The sequence below is a fragment of the Pseudoalteromonas luteoviolacea genome, assembly GCF_018100925.1.
Classification (GTDB): Bacteria; Pseudomonadota; Gammaproteobacteria; order Enterobacterales; family Alteromonadaceae; genus Pseudoalteromonas; species Pseudoalteromonas obscura.
Genome location: NZ_JAGJEH010000003.1, coordinates 441762 through 454960 on the forward strand (window position 1 = coordinate 441762; position 13199 = coordinate 454960).

The following is a 13199-nucleotide window of genomic DNA, read 5'->3' on the forward strand; positions in this document are numbered from 1 at the left end:
GACCCCTTAAGCTACCTCGTTATAATACCGAGCGCGGTAATCGCGCATCGCCTGTTGCTGTTGCTGCTCTAGAACTTGCTTCACTTGTAGCGCAATCTCTTGAGCTTGCTGCTCACCTTGCGCATTCACAGTGATATTCGCATTAACAGTAATATTGCCTGCCACTTCCTGAGTATGCATATCACTGCTTATTTGCGATTGAGATGTACTCGGTTCGGCAAGTGCACTTGGTTTTGGCGTCGATAACTGTCCTTTTGCTTTTGATGCCTCAGATTGCTCAGACTTATCACTACCAAATAGACTGGCGAAGAAGTCTCCTCCTACTTGAGACATAACAGCATTAGTCAAGTAACCCGCCACAGGGGCTAAGAGCTTGCCATATTTAGGAATTTTCCCAACTAGGTGCGAAACCCCTTCAGAGCTCAATGCCCCTGTCAGTGTGCCACCAATCGTCTGTGCTTTTTCCTGTGTTGATAATTCATCATTGGCTGCCGCTTGATAGATGGTATGGCCATTTAACGCGTGACCAAGTAATTGGCCATGCTGCGACGCTTTTTGCCACTTTCCATTCGGCTTACCATCAACCGCTGCCATCGTACCCATCACCATATTGGCTTCATTGATGACATTATCTTTGACAAACTGAAGAGGTGTCTGGGTTTGTTGTGAAGTCGAATTACTTGCTTCACTAAATTGAACTTCTGCCTGACCTTGCGCTAAGGTATTGGATACATTTGCCGTCTTTTCAGGATTTTCTGTGTTTTCTTTCGGCTCATCATCAAAGAACCAACCGCCAAGGGTATCACCTAAGAACGAGCCAACAGATTCGCCACCAAATGCACCAATTGCGCCGCCAACAATACCACCGATAGCAGTCCCGACTACAGGGATAACGGAGCCTATTGCAGCACCTGCCGCGGCACCAGCCATAGCACCGCCCATACCACCAACAGCGCCACCGACTCGACTGGTTTTTTCCTGCTTGCTCAATGAGTCGTCGCTTAAAGCAGAGTAAGCATCCAACGCCCCCATCGCCACTGTTAAAGGCGTGGCCAATTTACCTAAATATTTACCTGGTCCTTTTGTTAAGGTAGATATTGCACCACCTTTCTTACCAAAAAACTGACCCAACTTAGAAAACATCGGATCGTTTGCTGCTGGCGCTTTAAATGATTTAGGAGCTTTCACTTTGGGGCGCTTTGCTGGTTTTGCCTTACCGCCATCAAGTACCTTTAAAGCAGGCTTCGCTGGTTTTTTAGGTTTATATTTTGTCTCTTTTGAAGTCTCATTCAACTTCGCAGCTTTACGCTGTGCAGCTTCATCATTCGCTGCACTTTTCGCTTTAGACTTGTTGCGCTTAGCTGGTTTTTTACGTCGCTTCTTCGGCTTCTTCTTTGCTTTTTTGGACTTTTCCTCTTGCTCATCTTCTCCGTCAAATAATGAATCTAAGCCAAGGTCACCCAAGCCAAATTCCGCCAATAGGTCTGGTACAGCCCCCGTTAATGACGACAAATCACCATTTAAAATGCCTTTAAAGTCGAGCTTCTCAATCAGAGCCGAGTGCTTGGTGAAAAGGCTCGCCGCGTCCTGTAAACCAAATGCGTTTAATAATTCAGGCGCTTGCTGCATCAAAGAGCTCAAGTCGCCCTCTAAAATAGCTTTGGTATCAAGCTTTTGCAGTGCAGGTAAGGCCGCATCCAATGTGGCGCTCACCTCATCTAAGCCCGCCGCTTTTAATAGCCCTGGGGCTGCCGACATCAAGCTCGATACATCGCCACTGGCAATCCCTTTCAAGTCAAGCTGTTGCAATGCTGGTAACGCAGCTGTGAGCGTTTCCGAGGCTTCACCCAATCCAGCTGCTTTTAACAGCCCAGGGGCTGCCGACATTAAACTTGAAACATCACCACTGGCAATGCCTTTTAAGTCGAGCTGCTGTAGCGCTGGTAATGCCGCCCCAAGTGTTTCGGATGCCTCACTTAAGCCAACTGACGCCAATAAATCAGGGGCCGCCGACATTAAACTTGATACATCACCACCAGCGATACCTTTTAAGTCAAGCTGTTGTAGCGCTGGTAATGCAGCCCCAAGAGTTTCCGAAGCTTCATTTAGTCCGACTGACGCCAATAAATCTGGTGCCGCCGACATCAAACTTGATACATCACCGCTTGCAATGCCTTTTAAATCAAGCTGCTGTAGCGCAGGTAATGCAGCCCCTAGAGTTTCAGAGGCCTCATTTAACCCGACTGACGCCAATAAATCAGGCGCCGCAGACATTAGACTCGATATGTCTCCACCTGCAATGCCTTTTAGATCTAACTGCTGTAATGCAGGCATGGCTGCACTTAAAGTATTGGAAACCTGTTCAAACCCAGCTGATTTAAGCAGTTCAGGCGCGATACTAACAACCTGACTTAAATCACCGTCAACCACACTTGCAAGATCTAGCTGTGACAACGCAGGAATATGCTGAGCCAATGACTGTTGAACAGCTGACAAGTCGATTGCTTTGAGTAATTCAGGCGCTGCACTTTGCAAGCTACTTAAATCACCTTGCATTACTGCCGCAATGTCCACTTGCTCTAGTGCTGGTAATGCTTGTTCAATTGCTTGTGCAGCACTGGACATATCTAGTGCTTTGAATACTTCAGGAGTCGCATCGACTATGCTCGATAGGTCGCCATTGAGAAGCTCTTTAACATTAAGCGCTTCAACTACGGGCAATGCGCCTTCCAGTGTTTTTGCAGCCTCAGACAAATCAAAAGCATTTAACAATTCAGGCGCTGCACTGGCTAGGCTTGTAATATCTCCTTCAAACACATCTTTAAAGTTAACTGATGATATTGCAGGCAGTGTTTGCTTAACCACCTCGCTGGCTTTATCAAAACCAAACGTCTCAAGTACCTGTGGCGCACTTTGGATCAACGCCTGAAGGTCTTCATTGAAAGTATCACTGCTAGTACCTTGTGCAATTCCCTGCGTAGCACTGATGATATCGCCGCTCATTTGCGCAATACCAAGCGCATCAACCATAACAGGCGCCGCTTGGCGCAATGTATCAAGTTGTAGCTCTAATGTGTTTTGAGCATCGACACTTTTAACTTGCGCGCTTGCCGTTGCCAATGACTCACTCAATGCATTGATTGGTAAGCCATCGTAAAGCTGTGGCAATGCAACTTGCAGCTGTGCCAGTTCATTACTAGCAGCCGTTTGTAATTGCTGAAAATCCAACGCCGATACTTGCTGTGCAAGTGATTTAATTGCACCGCTTAAGCCAGTCCCATCACCAATTTTTGCATCAACTTGTGCTTTTAAAGTTTCAGCTTGTTGCTCACTTTGAGCTGCTTGGAGCATTTGAGCACTGTGTGCTACCGCTAGATTAGATTTGGCCTGTACAGCAGAAAACTGAGTTAAATGGCTTGAAATAATTTTGCTGGAATTGCCCAGCAATTCATTGACATTCACATTTGCTAACTGCCCTATCACAGCCTGTAATGAGCTGGTATCGAGCGGCTTTTTAGCTTTCACCAAGTTAGCAAGCATACTGCCTAATTGAACATTCGGATCAACCTGATCCTGCTTAGGTAGGCGGTACTTTACTTTGTTCTTTGAACGGCCTTTGGCAGACAATTCTTGATGTTTCATAATAATACCTAGGAAGAGAGATAAGCGGGAATGTATTGATTGCACATTGCAACGAACGGCAATGTGCCAAGGTTGATAGCTCAAGACCCTAAAACTGCGCTTAAGTCCTTGAGCTATCAAACTTGCGCTGGTGAAAAAAAGGCGGGTTACCCCGCCTCTGTTGCTTCTTTGTAATCAACCGCTGCTTCAAACCACTCAATAAGTTCGTCTTCGGTCAGCGCGTTGAGTTCTTGCAAGCCCCACCCTGTGTACTTAGCCAGGGCAATCACCATTGCTTTTAGACGCTTGGGCGGGATACGAGAAAAGCCTGGAGTGCCTCACGCAACTTAACAAAGTCGCTCCAGTCTAACTCTTCGATAATATCGGGAGACACTTCACACAAATGTGAGAAGTAACGGATTTCGCTCTCTGATTCGCTAATATCCGCTTTATCAACCATTAACCGATCGCGCACTTTAGGTCGTCTCATTTTTAGTTCTGCATACTCATGCCCATCGACCGTAATAGGGAAAGTCAGTTTAATGATTTCAGTCATAGATTAAGCTCCGATTGTCTTGCGTAGGTTCGCCATGTGGTCAACACCCGCGATTTCGCGGATATCGTTGTACAGGTCGATGTTATAGATAACTTCGTTGTTCACTTCTAACTTGTACTTTTGAACAGCGTATTGCAGCGTCATTTTCGCTTCTTCGCCATCTTTCCAGCTGCCCATGTCTACTTCTTTGAAGAAGCCATGTAATGTGACAACAACAGGCTCAGGTGCAGCGCCTTGCTTTTGGATTGCGCCGCGAGCAGTCAAGTTGATTGTTCTGCCAGTACCGCCCCAATCACCAAGCAGCTTAAGTACATCTGCGTTGTACTCAAGTAAGGTGATTGAACCTTCAAGCTTTTCAAGTTGACCAACATCAAGCTCAATTGGCGCTTGGAAACCAGAAGTTACTTCGCGAGTTTTCACTGTTACTTTCGGTAGTGAGATCTCATCTGCAATGCCAAGGTAACCCTTACCATCTACAAACAGCTTTGATTTTTTTAGGATTTTAGGAGACATTGCCATTATACGATTTCCTCTAAGTAGTTGTTAGTTAGAATGCTCTTGAACGTGATGTGCTCAGCAGGCGTCGGTGGTGTGAAGTCAAAGCTGAAGTACACTTTACCTGCTTGAATATTTTCAGGTGTGTTAAGGTCTTCATCAGCCCAGATTTGGCCACCTAAGATAGCGCCCTGTGCTTTTAAGCTATCAAGGTAAGCTTGTACGCTTTCAGTCACGTCTTTGATGTAAGTTGATGTGATGTTGCGGTCAACAGCCCACATGTGCGCGCGAAGTAGAGAATCGTTGATCATATCCGCAGTACGAACGACCGAAAGGAATGCCCACTTAGGGTCTGTCGCACAAGTACGGTTACCCCATAGCTTGAAGCCATTTTGACGGATGATTGTAGACACTTCTTTTTCATTCAGTAAGTTTGCACGCGCATTCTTATCGCCTAGCTGGAAGTCAACTGGACGAGCGGTACCAACAATGCCATTCATAGCAGTGTTACTAGGGCTCCACCAGAAACCACGATCATTGTCTGACTTAGCAATCATACCCGCGACACGTGCACTAGCAGGCTCATTTACAACTGCACCTTCTTTGAATACTTTCACCTGAGGGTCAACCACATATACACGACGAGATGAACAATCACCACGATATGCAATCGCATCGGCATCATTTGTGTTTGGACCGTCAGCGATGATCACAGCGCGAAGACGCTCTGCAATACCGACAAGCTCAGCAACAACAGGGTTAGCTGCGCCAGACGGACGTTGGTGTGTAAATCCTGGAGCTACAAGGATACGAGGTGTTACGCCTAATACTGACTCAGCGCCTAAGAATGCGTAGGCACCTTCATAGCTACCGTCAGCAGCAACACCACCTTGAATGTTGGTCATCACAGCACTCTCATCAGCACCGTCGACACGCACAACAACCACAACCGCACCCGCTTGGTCAAATACACCATCAATCGCTGCAGGTAGAGTACCTTGCTCACCTAACAACGCAGCTTCCGCACGTTTACCAGCAATTAAAACCGGTGTGTTAAGAGGAAACTTTTCAGCATCTGCTTGTGGAGCAGTACCAATCAGACCGATTACTGAGCTTTTTACTGTTTTAATTGGGCGCGTACCAGACTGCGCCTCGATGACTTCTACACCGTGTAGAAATTGCGACATAGATATCTCCTTTAAAGGTATGTCAATTAGCTAATAAAAAAGCCATGTAAACTGACTTGAAAGTTCAAGCAGATTGACATGGCTTAAGTTGATTAGTTTTCTGTACAAATAAGTACAGAAGAAAGTTAATAATGAGAAGTTGACTGATATATCAACCAAGATAAATTAAAGCATGATCCCTTCAATAGTGACCGGCTCGTTGTTAATGAGGTAAAGACCTTCAATAGTAATATCGACTTTACCTTCCCCCGCAGGGTGGACGGCCACACCTTCAAGGCGAAAGCGCGGCTCCCATCTATCTAACGCGTTGGCAATCGACATAGTAATGTCGCCAACAAGATTATGAGAAAATGGCCTATCAACGAGTTCAAATAACCCGCAGCCATAGTCACGACGCATCACGCGGCTGCCAAGTGGTGTTGTGACAATATCGCGAATACTCTGTTTTAAGTGTTCAATACCACCTAACGGCTTACCCGTTTTTGCATTCATTCCAATCATGATTTATCCCCCTATGGTAAAACTGCCAACACCAACAGCGATTTTGCCACCACAGTTAGTTGGATCACCAAGCCTAGCTACAGGTTTTCCTGAAATTGTAAAAGTGGATGCTCCCGCAGCAACAACCATCCCTGAGTGTTTAACTTTAGGGTCAGTGATAAGTACGTGGTCACTGATGCTGTCACCGACTCTTAAAGCAGCGATTCCACCGACTGTAAACGAATTTTGCGACGCAGAGATGGTGCCTGGCGCAAACCCTACGTGAACATCAGTAATCGCACCATCTACTGAGATTGCTGGCATCGGTTACTCCTGTGCACTAATATTTGCGCCGTTAAGTTTAAGAGTTGCTGAAGCGAGTACTTCTACATTGCTACCCGTTGAAGTGACAGATACCGAATCACCAGTCAGACTTAAAGCACCTGATGCAGTGATATCGATATTTGCGCCACCACTAACAGTAACATTGTCTCCAACAGTGACGCCTGCTGTCCCCGTCACATCAACCTGAGCAGCACCACCAATTTCAACCGATGCATTGTTTGCGACGACTACATTTGCATCATTGCCGACGGTGATATTGGTATCGTTATGACATTCCACATTAATATCCCCACCACAATAAATGTTTATCTTGGCGAGAGGATCTGCCTGTGGAATAAAAATATCGTATGCATGATTTTCTCGGTCATACTGTACAATGGCGCCATCTTGATAGTGCGTGCGCTGAACATGTTCACGCGCTTGCGGCGCAATAGCCGACAACGCCTGAACAAGCGTGCCACCCGCGCTAGTCGCATCCACCACATGATTCATTTTGAAATGTGGCTGCTCATGGGCATTTGCATATAAACTGCCTAGTATTATGCCTTGCGCCATATCGCCGCTAGGTGCTATGACCAATACTTGCTCGCCCACTTCTGGGGCTTGCCAAGTCATATCTTGCGCGGCTTGATGAGTGAGCCAGGGCAGTTTGGCCGTGAGCCATTCTCCAATGCGCACCTTGACCCGAGCCAATGCATAATCAACCTCTTCAACCGTACCAATTGAAATTAGCTTGGCAAAGCGATGCTGCATGTCAGATGCAGCCAGTTCAGACTGCTGTTGATTTGCTAACATAAATGCTCCTAAGTGGTCGTAGGCACTTTATTTATCAATTTGTACTCACCGCCTTTAGGGCCCAAATACACTTCTGTGATCTCGGGCCCAGCGGGCTCATCTGGGTACTCAACTTGAAAATAAAAGTCCCAAAAAAGCTGCGCTTTTGCCAAGGTTGAACTAACTTGGTGACTAAAGCTCATATCACTTCTTTGTGCGATAAAATGTTGCCAATGGATGGGCATTTCGTCCGCCATCACAAGTGTCTCACACTGGGTTATCAGCTGGTCAAGTCGTTGTAACAGCATCGCGTTGTTGGCGTCTTCCAACTCTATGTCTAGCTGCAACTGCAGCACTCTTCTATCGAGTGAATTTGGACTGAGGTTTTTGTTGTACGACGGTCCATATGTGACACCTTTATCGGCGCCTTTTGCCTGCAGTTCACTGGCTTGACGTTCGCCGAGCAGCTTGACTGTCAGTTGGGCTTGCTGCGTCAGATCTGGGTAGGGTTGTGCGGCTTTTAATAGTGCCACCTGTGCCACCCCTTGAAGTCCAGATGATAAGCATTCAAGCACCTTATTGATTAAGGTACATCTTTGCATGAGGATTATTACTCTTTGAAGTTATTACTGGTGATGGTTGTGACTCGAAGGAAAAGGCGAGTCGAGATGGACGAAATGCCCAAAGATGTTAAGCAGGGAATGGAAAACGCGCTTTAATATTTGCCACGCTATCTAACCACACTTGTTTGCTCTGTTCAGTTTGATCGTACTGCCACTCCATATAAAGTGGATCAGATTCAACAACATATGCAACACGTCGCGCCTCCAGTGCTTCACCATGGGAGTACACCAAAGTCAATTCATCAAGTGGGATATCAATTTCATTCAATGCGAGAAACTGTGCGACTTGTGTCGAAGTCAACACCTCGCCTATTGACGCAACCAGCATGTCATTATGTTTGATTTGCATAAAATTTTCTCCTTGCTACCCTTGAGCACTCAGCTGTGAAGTCGCAATAGAAATATCTGAAGGTTTGGCGAACTCAGGGTATACACCCCAACCAACCTTTTCAAAGTCGACATAGCCACTCACGGTGCCAAATAAACAGATCAAGGCTTCCCCTTCTTCCAAAGCTGAATCAGATAAAGCCAACTTAGAGTGTGGAGCGTAAAATGGTTTCGCTGTATTATCAGCCTTTTGGCGGTAACCCATTAACTTCCAACCATTTCCATACTCCTTTATCGGCTGCATTGAGCCACCGACCGAGCCTGATATCAGCTTTATATAACAAGCACTAGATAATGCGCCTTGCTGATAACGTGTATTCCAATTATTATCCAACCTTGCTGGGTGGTCAGAGCTATTGCGTTTCCATTTAATACGAACAATATTAAATGCGCCATTTACATAGCCATTAAAAACATTGTTTCGGAAATCCTGCGCAACACCTCTGTTGGTATGATCTGTATCATTTGCTGGCGCGGCATATATTGTGGCTTCTTTTGTGACTTCAAACTGCTGCAAGCTGATCGTGTTAAAGCCTTTAATAGCAGTCCCATTGTCATTGGGCTCCATTTGCTGATTATTACTCAATAGAATATGAGAAAGCTCTGCGCGAGCTCCTCCAATATAATTATCAAATTTAGTTTCAGCAGATTGCATCGCCGCATTGATAACGCCCATCTGCGCGTTAACGGTCTCACTCATTGCATTCGCCCGTGCGGCAACATGGGTGAGCCTTTCAGTTATGCTCATATTGTCGTCAGACATCATCATTCCTACTGTTTGCAGTGGCTTCGAAAAACACCTTAAAGTCACTGCTTGGTTAGTCTTTACTTCGCCAGCGTCGGCCAAGTCACTTTCTCAGGGCTAGCAGCACTGCTAGGTAGGTCGCGCAGCGCCTGTCGATAAGCAACAAGATCAGTAGGTACAGATTGAGACTCTTCCAATGCCCTTAGCACCATTACATCTGACTCTGCCAACAAGTTGTCACGCTGTGAACGCACCGTTACCCAAGAGACATCCTGGCCATGTTCTTCTGTTACTATATTTTCCATGTTTATTGCCCCCACGTTGGTGCAGATTGCGTAATTCTATTTAGACAAGGTCGACCGCTGTCCGAGCTATATTCGCACTTGGCCATAAACGCACGCGTGGAGCCACAATGTGGTCTGGTATCGACTTTTAGTGTTACTCGTGCACGCCCTTTTCCATAGCCTTTATTTATACTTCTAAAGAACACAGTCAGAGTTTTTCCTACATCTGCTTGCGTTATTGCGATTTCTCTAGGCTCGGCATCAGGTTCAGATATATACAATGTGATTGCGCCATCATGCATAACCCTCTTCACTTCAATGTGCGCAGAAACACAATCATGTGAAGATGTGCCACTGAATACCAAGTGATCGACATACGATGCCATCCCCCTGTGTGACATTACAAAATCACAGTTAAATGTGTCACCATCATGCCCAAAATGACTGCCGTTGCTTTCCGCATCAAACTCAATAAGATTGATATAGTATGGGTCTTGAGGTGCAGCACAATGACGGTAGCTTGGATCCGGGCCATCAGATGCAGCTGTATATCCACCAGCATTAAGCGTCGACTTGAAGGCAAACCGTTTTGTTAATCCTTCTTGATATACGTCAACACCATTAACGGTTTCTACAATTCCGTTCTTCAAATTTGTAAATTGCGTATTAAGCTCACTTTTAGTTTGTGCAACTTTGTTATCTACTTCTGTCTTTTTAGCATCCAGTGTCGAATTGATATTGTTAATTTGGCCCTGCACTGTGTTACATAAAGCATTAGAACGTGTCACAACCGCTGCTAGTTGCTCGGTTATGGTCGTATGTTCGTTTGACATAAATTCTCCTTTTTTAAGACTGTGCGTTTTCTAAAGCGAGCAATCTAAGCTCTTGATTTAATTGTCGGTGCATTGTATCTAGTTGTACCAAAGTCAAATCGGCCAACTCGTTATCCAACAGCATATTTAAGTTATCTACACCAGGCTTGATTTCCACACTGTCTGATGGCAACTGAGCAAGACTTAACGTCACACTTTGTAGAATTTTTACATCAGGAGTACGGTAGCCCAATGTTCGGTTCGGTTCCGAATACACGCCTAGCAGAATCAAATTTTCATCGCTACCAGCTGGCTCGTCGATTTGTATATATACACCTACTTCACGAATAGTGTATTCCGGTGCGGACATTGCTTTGTCAAACAAAGCAACTACTGTGACTTGATGATTTTCGTCCGTTTCGTAATTGTCATCTCGAATAGGCTGAAGCTCTTTAAGGCTTCGCAGACTCGTCTGAGTTTGCGAAGGAGTGTAGCTAGCATCACCAAATGCCATATGGCTAATTTGCGCTTTTTTGCCATTGGTTTTAGCTGTCAATAAAGCGTCCAACCCAACTTGGGTAAACTGTAACGTTAATGCAGACATTAAGCGGCTCCTTGTAAGTTAAAATGTTGATATATAATCTGCCGAGTTACGCTCACTAAATACTCATTCCCAGTACCACGACTTGGCAGAACCCCCTTAGCTTTAGGGGAGCAATGTGTTGATAGGTAGCTTGTGGAGTTTCCTAAAGCGCCGTAATTCACGGTAAGTTCTGTTGGTTTTACCCCTTTACCTCCCAGTGACAAATGCTGTGCTTTATTACTCATCATTGCACCTGAAAGCTTTGATATAGCATTGCCCATAGGAGGTTTAATGCCTACACCTGCCATCGTTAAATGTGATGATTGGCGTACATTCGCCGCTCCTACACACCCTAGGTTATTTTTAAATTTAGGTGGTTTAACGCCCTGCCCTATGGGCGCATCAAAGCGCTGGACAATGGCTGGAGCAGTAACACCAATAGAGCCTATACTCTCTTCAAATGCCAAGCCCAACTGTACGTCGACATGTATTGAACCCCGTTTTACAGATTCGATAATACGACGAACCCGTTTTAACATTTGAGGGGTCAGCATTCCTTGCTGTTGCTCATCCAAATTACTATTAATAAGCGCCCATACTTGAACAGTACCACGCGGTAACTCATCCGAATGAGTACCTTGCCACCACTCCCTGATCTCTGTTTTTATATTTAAACTATCCAATGCTTTTTGCAGTGCATAGGGTGTCCCTTTAACTTGATGAACAGCAAATGCATCACTAATAACTTGGCGTTTTAAGTTTTCACTCCAAGCTTCATCCCATTCATCTACCGAAACAGACCAAGCTAACCAGGGCAGTAAGGCCTCTGGACATAAAAATGGGTCCCACAAACTTGCGAGCAATAAACGCGTGTCATTCAAAACACAGGCTGATTTAACTTGAGTACGTTTTTCACCCTCAGAAATAGTATGTTGCCAGGGCAGAATGCCAAGCTGTTCAGCAAATTCATTCAGCTTTTCACTATCACAGAATTCCGGATAGTCTATTAGAACCAAAAGCTGTGTCGTCGCACACTGCAATAAGCAATTACGATCTGCCAACACTTCGCTGGGTACTTGCTCACACAATTTAGCAAGCCAAACTAATTGTGCGTCACTTCTTGTTGGTAGCTGCAACAAGGATAAAAGTAAATTACGGACAACTTGGTTGGATGAAAACTGGGATCCAATGACTTGCACAAGCGTACTTGCATTGGATGGAATAAGCTTACTCATAGACATTTTCCATCGTCACAGAAATCGACTCACAAAAAGGGGCTTGAGTTGCGACGGTCACAATATCTTCAACAGGGCTGAGTAGAGTGACATCTTCTACCCCTGATTGATGTAAAGCCGCATAAATACCCGCACGGGTCACTTTCTTACCGAGGTAATGGCGTGATTGGCAGTAATCTGCAACCGCTTTCTCAGCCGCTAAAACTAGCGCCTGCCCTGACGGGCCATGTAAAATAGACAACTCAGCTTTGACTACAAACGGCACTATTTGTGCCTTATGTACCGTCACCCTATCTCCAAGTGGACGCACTTTTGATGCAATATCATTGACCGATGATTGCGCGCTTCCTTGCGCCGCAAAATAATGTTCAACTTTGGCGATTAAGTCGCTCTCAGGCATACCACTGCCTGTTTGGCTTAAAATTGTCAGCTCTATGTCACACGGTTTTGGACTTTGTACTGCAACATCCTTAATCAACGCATCACAAGACATGGTATGGTAAATATATGATTCGCGACTTCCTGCCGTATTTAAGCCATCGAATGCCAGCTGAATACGCTGTCTAAATGCAGCATCTGATTCTTCAGATGAAGCTTTTCGAGCGAGGTTGTATCTCGCGGCAATCGCATCCAAATCATGCCCTTGCGCAGATGCCAGCATATTTCCTTTTATTGCATCATTGAGGGACTGCTTTTGCAGTAGGTGCTGATATGCAAGTGTTTGTAGTAACACTGACACAGGATCGCTTTCCAATGATAAAGCAGCTTGATACTGTGGGTTTTGCAACAAGAATTGTGCTTTAAGTTGCTCATACTCTTGTTCAAAATCAAGTGTTTTAATGATATCTGGCACAGGGACTTTTGACAGGTCCAGTTTAGTAAAACCACTCATAAGATTCCTGTAAAAATAAAAAACCCGCACTTAAATAAGTGCGGGTTTTGATTCATGGGATAACTGTGTAAAGCTCTTTCAAGCTTAAGGTTATTTTAATGATTTTAGCGATTAGAAACAGGTCAATTGTGACCGCTTCTAATCGCCAATCTTCATCTATTCCATATGCCTATAAAGCAA

The 13199-nt window shown here is 45.2% G+C and carries 15 protein-coding genes; all 15 read right to left on the bottom strand.

Annotation, left to right across the window (positions count from 1 at the left end):
• Positions 1-6: 6 nt before the first annotated feature.
• Positions 7-3642 (bottom strand): phage tail protein, encoded by a 3636-nt coding sequence (locus J8M00_RS07940; protein ID WP_211009754.1) that lies wholly within the window; start codon positions 3640-3642, stop codon positions 7-9.
• 277 nt (positions 3643-3919) lie between these two features.
• Positions 3920-4177, bottom strand: coding sequence for a phage tail assembly protein (locus tag J8M00_RS07945; RefSeq protein WP_023397065.1), 258 nt, complete (start codon positions 4175-4177; stop codon positions 3920-3922).
• Positions 4178-4180: 3 nt separating this feature from the next.
• Positions 4181-4696 (bottom strand): phage major tail tube protein, encoded by a 516-nt coding sequence (locus J8M00_RS07950; protein WP_023397066.1) that lies wholly within the window; start codon positions 4694-4696, stop codon positions 4181-4183.
• Positions 4696-5859 carry a phage tail sheath subtilisin-like domain-containing protein gene (locus J8M00_RS07955; RefSeq protein ID WP_023397067.1) on the bottom strand — a complete coding sequence of 388 codons (1164 nt, stop codon included), beginning with the start codon at positions 5857-5859 and terminating at the stop codon, positions 4696-4698. Before J8M00_RS07955 ends, J8M00_RS07950 begins: the two co-directional genes overlap by 1 nt.
• Before the next feature lie 165 nt (positions 5860-6024).
• On the bottom strand, positions 6025-6360 hold the full coding sequence (locus J8M00_RS07960) for a GPW/gp25 family protein (protein ID WP_211009755.1): 336 nt from the start codon (positions 6358-6360) through the stop codon (positions 6025-6027).
• A 3-nt stretch (positions 6361-6363) separates the two neighbouring features.
• Positions 6364-6663: a PAAR domain-containing protein gene (locus tag J8M00_RS07965; protein ID WP_211009756.1), complete on the bottom strand. Its 300-nt coding sequence runs from the start codon at positions 6661-6663 to the stop codon at positions 6364-6366.
• A gap of 3 nt (positions 6664-6666) precedes the next feature.
• Positions 6667-7479 (bottom strand): phage baseplate assembly protein V, encoded by an 813-nt coding sequence (locus J8M00_RS07970; RefSeq protein ID WP_211009757.1) that lies wholly within the window; start codon positions 7477-7479, stop codon positions 6667-6669.
• Between the two features lie 8 nt (positions 7480-7487).
• Positions 7488-8060, bottom strand: coding sequence for a hypothetical protein (locus J8M00_RS07975; protein ID WP_211009758.1), 573 nt, complete (start codon positions 8058-8060; stop codon positions 7488-7490).
• 88 nt (positions 8061-8148) lie between these two features.
• Positions 8149-8430: a hypothetical protein gene (locus J8M00_RS07980; protein ID WP_211009759.1), complete on the bottom strand. Its 282-nt coding sequence runs from the start codon at positions 8428-8430 to the stop codon at positions 8149-8151.
• Between the two features lie 15 nt (positions 8431-8445).
• Positions 8446-9231, bottom strand: coding sequence for a hypothetical protein (locus tag J8M00_RS07985; protein WP_247687283.1), 786 nt, complete (start codon positions 9229-9231; stop codon positions 8446-8448).
• A gap of 62 nt (positions 9232-9293) precedes the next feature.
• Positions 9294-9518, bottom strand: a complete 225-nt coding sequence (locus tag J8M00_RS07990; protein ID WP_211009760.1) for a phage tail assembly chaperone — start codon at positions 9516-9518, stop codon at positions 9294-9296.
• Between the two features lie 2 nt (positions 9519-9520).
• A complete protein-coding gene (locus tag J8M00_RS07995; protein ID WP_211009761.1) occupies positions 9521-10330 on the bottom strand; it encodes a hypothetical protein in 810 nt (269 codons plus the stop codon).
• Positions 10331-10343: 13 nt separating this feature from the next.
• Complete coding sequence (locus J8M00_RS08000; protein WP_211009762.1) at positions 10344-10913, bottom strand: phage tail protein; 570 nt, start codon at positions 10911-10913, stop codon at positions 10344-10346.
• Positions 10913-12127 carry a phage tail protein I gene (locus J8M00_RS08005; protein WP_211009763.1) on the bottom strand — a complete coding sequence of 405 codons (1215 nt, stop codon included), beginning with the start codon at positions 12125-12127 and terminating at the stop codon, positions 10913-10915. Before J8M00_RS08005 ends, J8M00_RS08000 begins: the two co-directional genes overlap by 1 nt.
• On the bottom strand, positions 12120-13019 hold the full coding sequence (locus J8M00_RS08010; RefSeq protein ID WP_211009764.1) for a baseplate assembly protein: 900 nt from the start codon (positions 13017-13019) through the stop codon (positions 12120-12122). Before J8M00_RS08010 ends, J8M00_RS08005 begins: the two co-directional genes overlap by 8 nt.
• Between the last annotated feature and the right edge of the window lie 180 nt (positions 13020-13199).

What these genes read in the sequence shown, in the direction of transcription:
- J8M00_RS07940 (WP_211009754.1), bottom strand. Translation starts at nt 3,642, where the DNA reads ATGAAACATCAAGAATTGTCTGCCAAAGGCCGTTCAAAGAACAAAGTA.
- J8M00_RS07945 (WP_023397065.1), bottom strand. Translation starts at nt 4,177, where the DNA reads ATGACTGAAATCATTAAACTGACTTTCCCTATTACGGTCGATGGGCAT.
- J8M00_RS07950 (WP_023397066.1), bottom strand. Translation starts at nt 4,696, where the DNA reads ATGGCAATGTCTCCTAAAATCCTAAAAAAATCAAAGCTGTTTGTAGAT.
- J8M00_RS07955 (WP_023397067.1), bottom strand. Translation starts at nt 5,859, where the DNA reads ATGTCGCAATTTCTACACGGTGTAGAAGTCATCGAGGCGCAGTCTGGT.
- J8M00_RS07960 (WP_211009755.1), bottom strand. Translation starts at nt 6,360, where the DNA reads ATGATTGGAATGAATGCAAAAACGGGTAAGCCGTTAGGTGGTATTGAA.
- J8M00_RS07965 (WP_211009756.1), bottom strand. Translation starts at nt 6,663, where the DNA reads ATGCCAGCAATCTCAGTAGATGGTGCGATTACTGATGTTCACGTAGGG.
- J8M00_RS07970 (WP_211009757.1), bottom strand. Translation starts at nt 7,479, where the DNA reads ATGTTAGCAAATCAACAGCAGTCTGAACTGGCTGCATCTGACATGCAG.
- J8M00_RS07975 (WP_211009758.1), bottom strand. Translation starts at nt 8,060, where the DNA reads ATGCAAAGATGTACCTTAATCAATAAGGTGCTTGAATGCTTATCATCT.
- J8M00_RS07980 (WP_211009759.1), bottom strand. Translation starts at nt 8,430, where the DNA reads ATGCAAATCAAACATAATGACATGCTGGTTGCGTCAATAGGCGAGGTG.
- J8M00_RS07985 (WP_247687283.1), bottom strand. Translation starts at nt 9,231, where the DNA reads ATGTCTGACGACAATATGAGCATAACTGAAAGGCTCACCCATGTTGCC.
- J8M00_RS07990 (WP_211009760.1), bottom strand. Translation starts at nt 9,518, where the DNA reads ATGGAAAATATAGTAACAGAAGAACATGGCCAGGATGTCTCTTGGGTA.
- J8M00_RS07995 (WP_211009761.1), bottom strand. Translation starts at nt 10,330, where the DNA reads ATGTCAAACGAACATACGACCATAACCGAGCAACTAGCAGCGGTTGTG.
- J8M00_RS08000 (WP_211009762.1), bottom strand. Translation starts at nt 10,913, where the DNA reads ATGTCTGCATTAACGTTACAGTTTACCCAAGTTGGGTTGGACGCTTTA.
- J8M00_RS08005 (WP_211009763.1), bottom strand. Translation starts at nt 12,127, where the DNA reads ATGAGTAAGCTTATTCCATCCAATGCAAGTACGCTTGTGCAAGTCATT.
- J8M00_RS08010 (WP_211009764.1), bottom strand. Translation starts at nt 13,019, where the DNA reads ATGAGTGGTTTTACTAAACTGGACCTGTCAAAAGTCCCTGTGCCAGAT.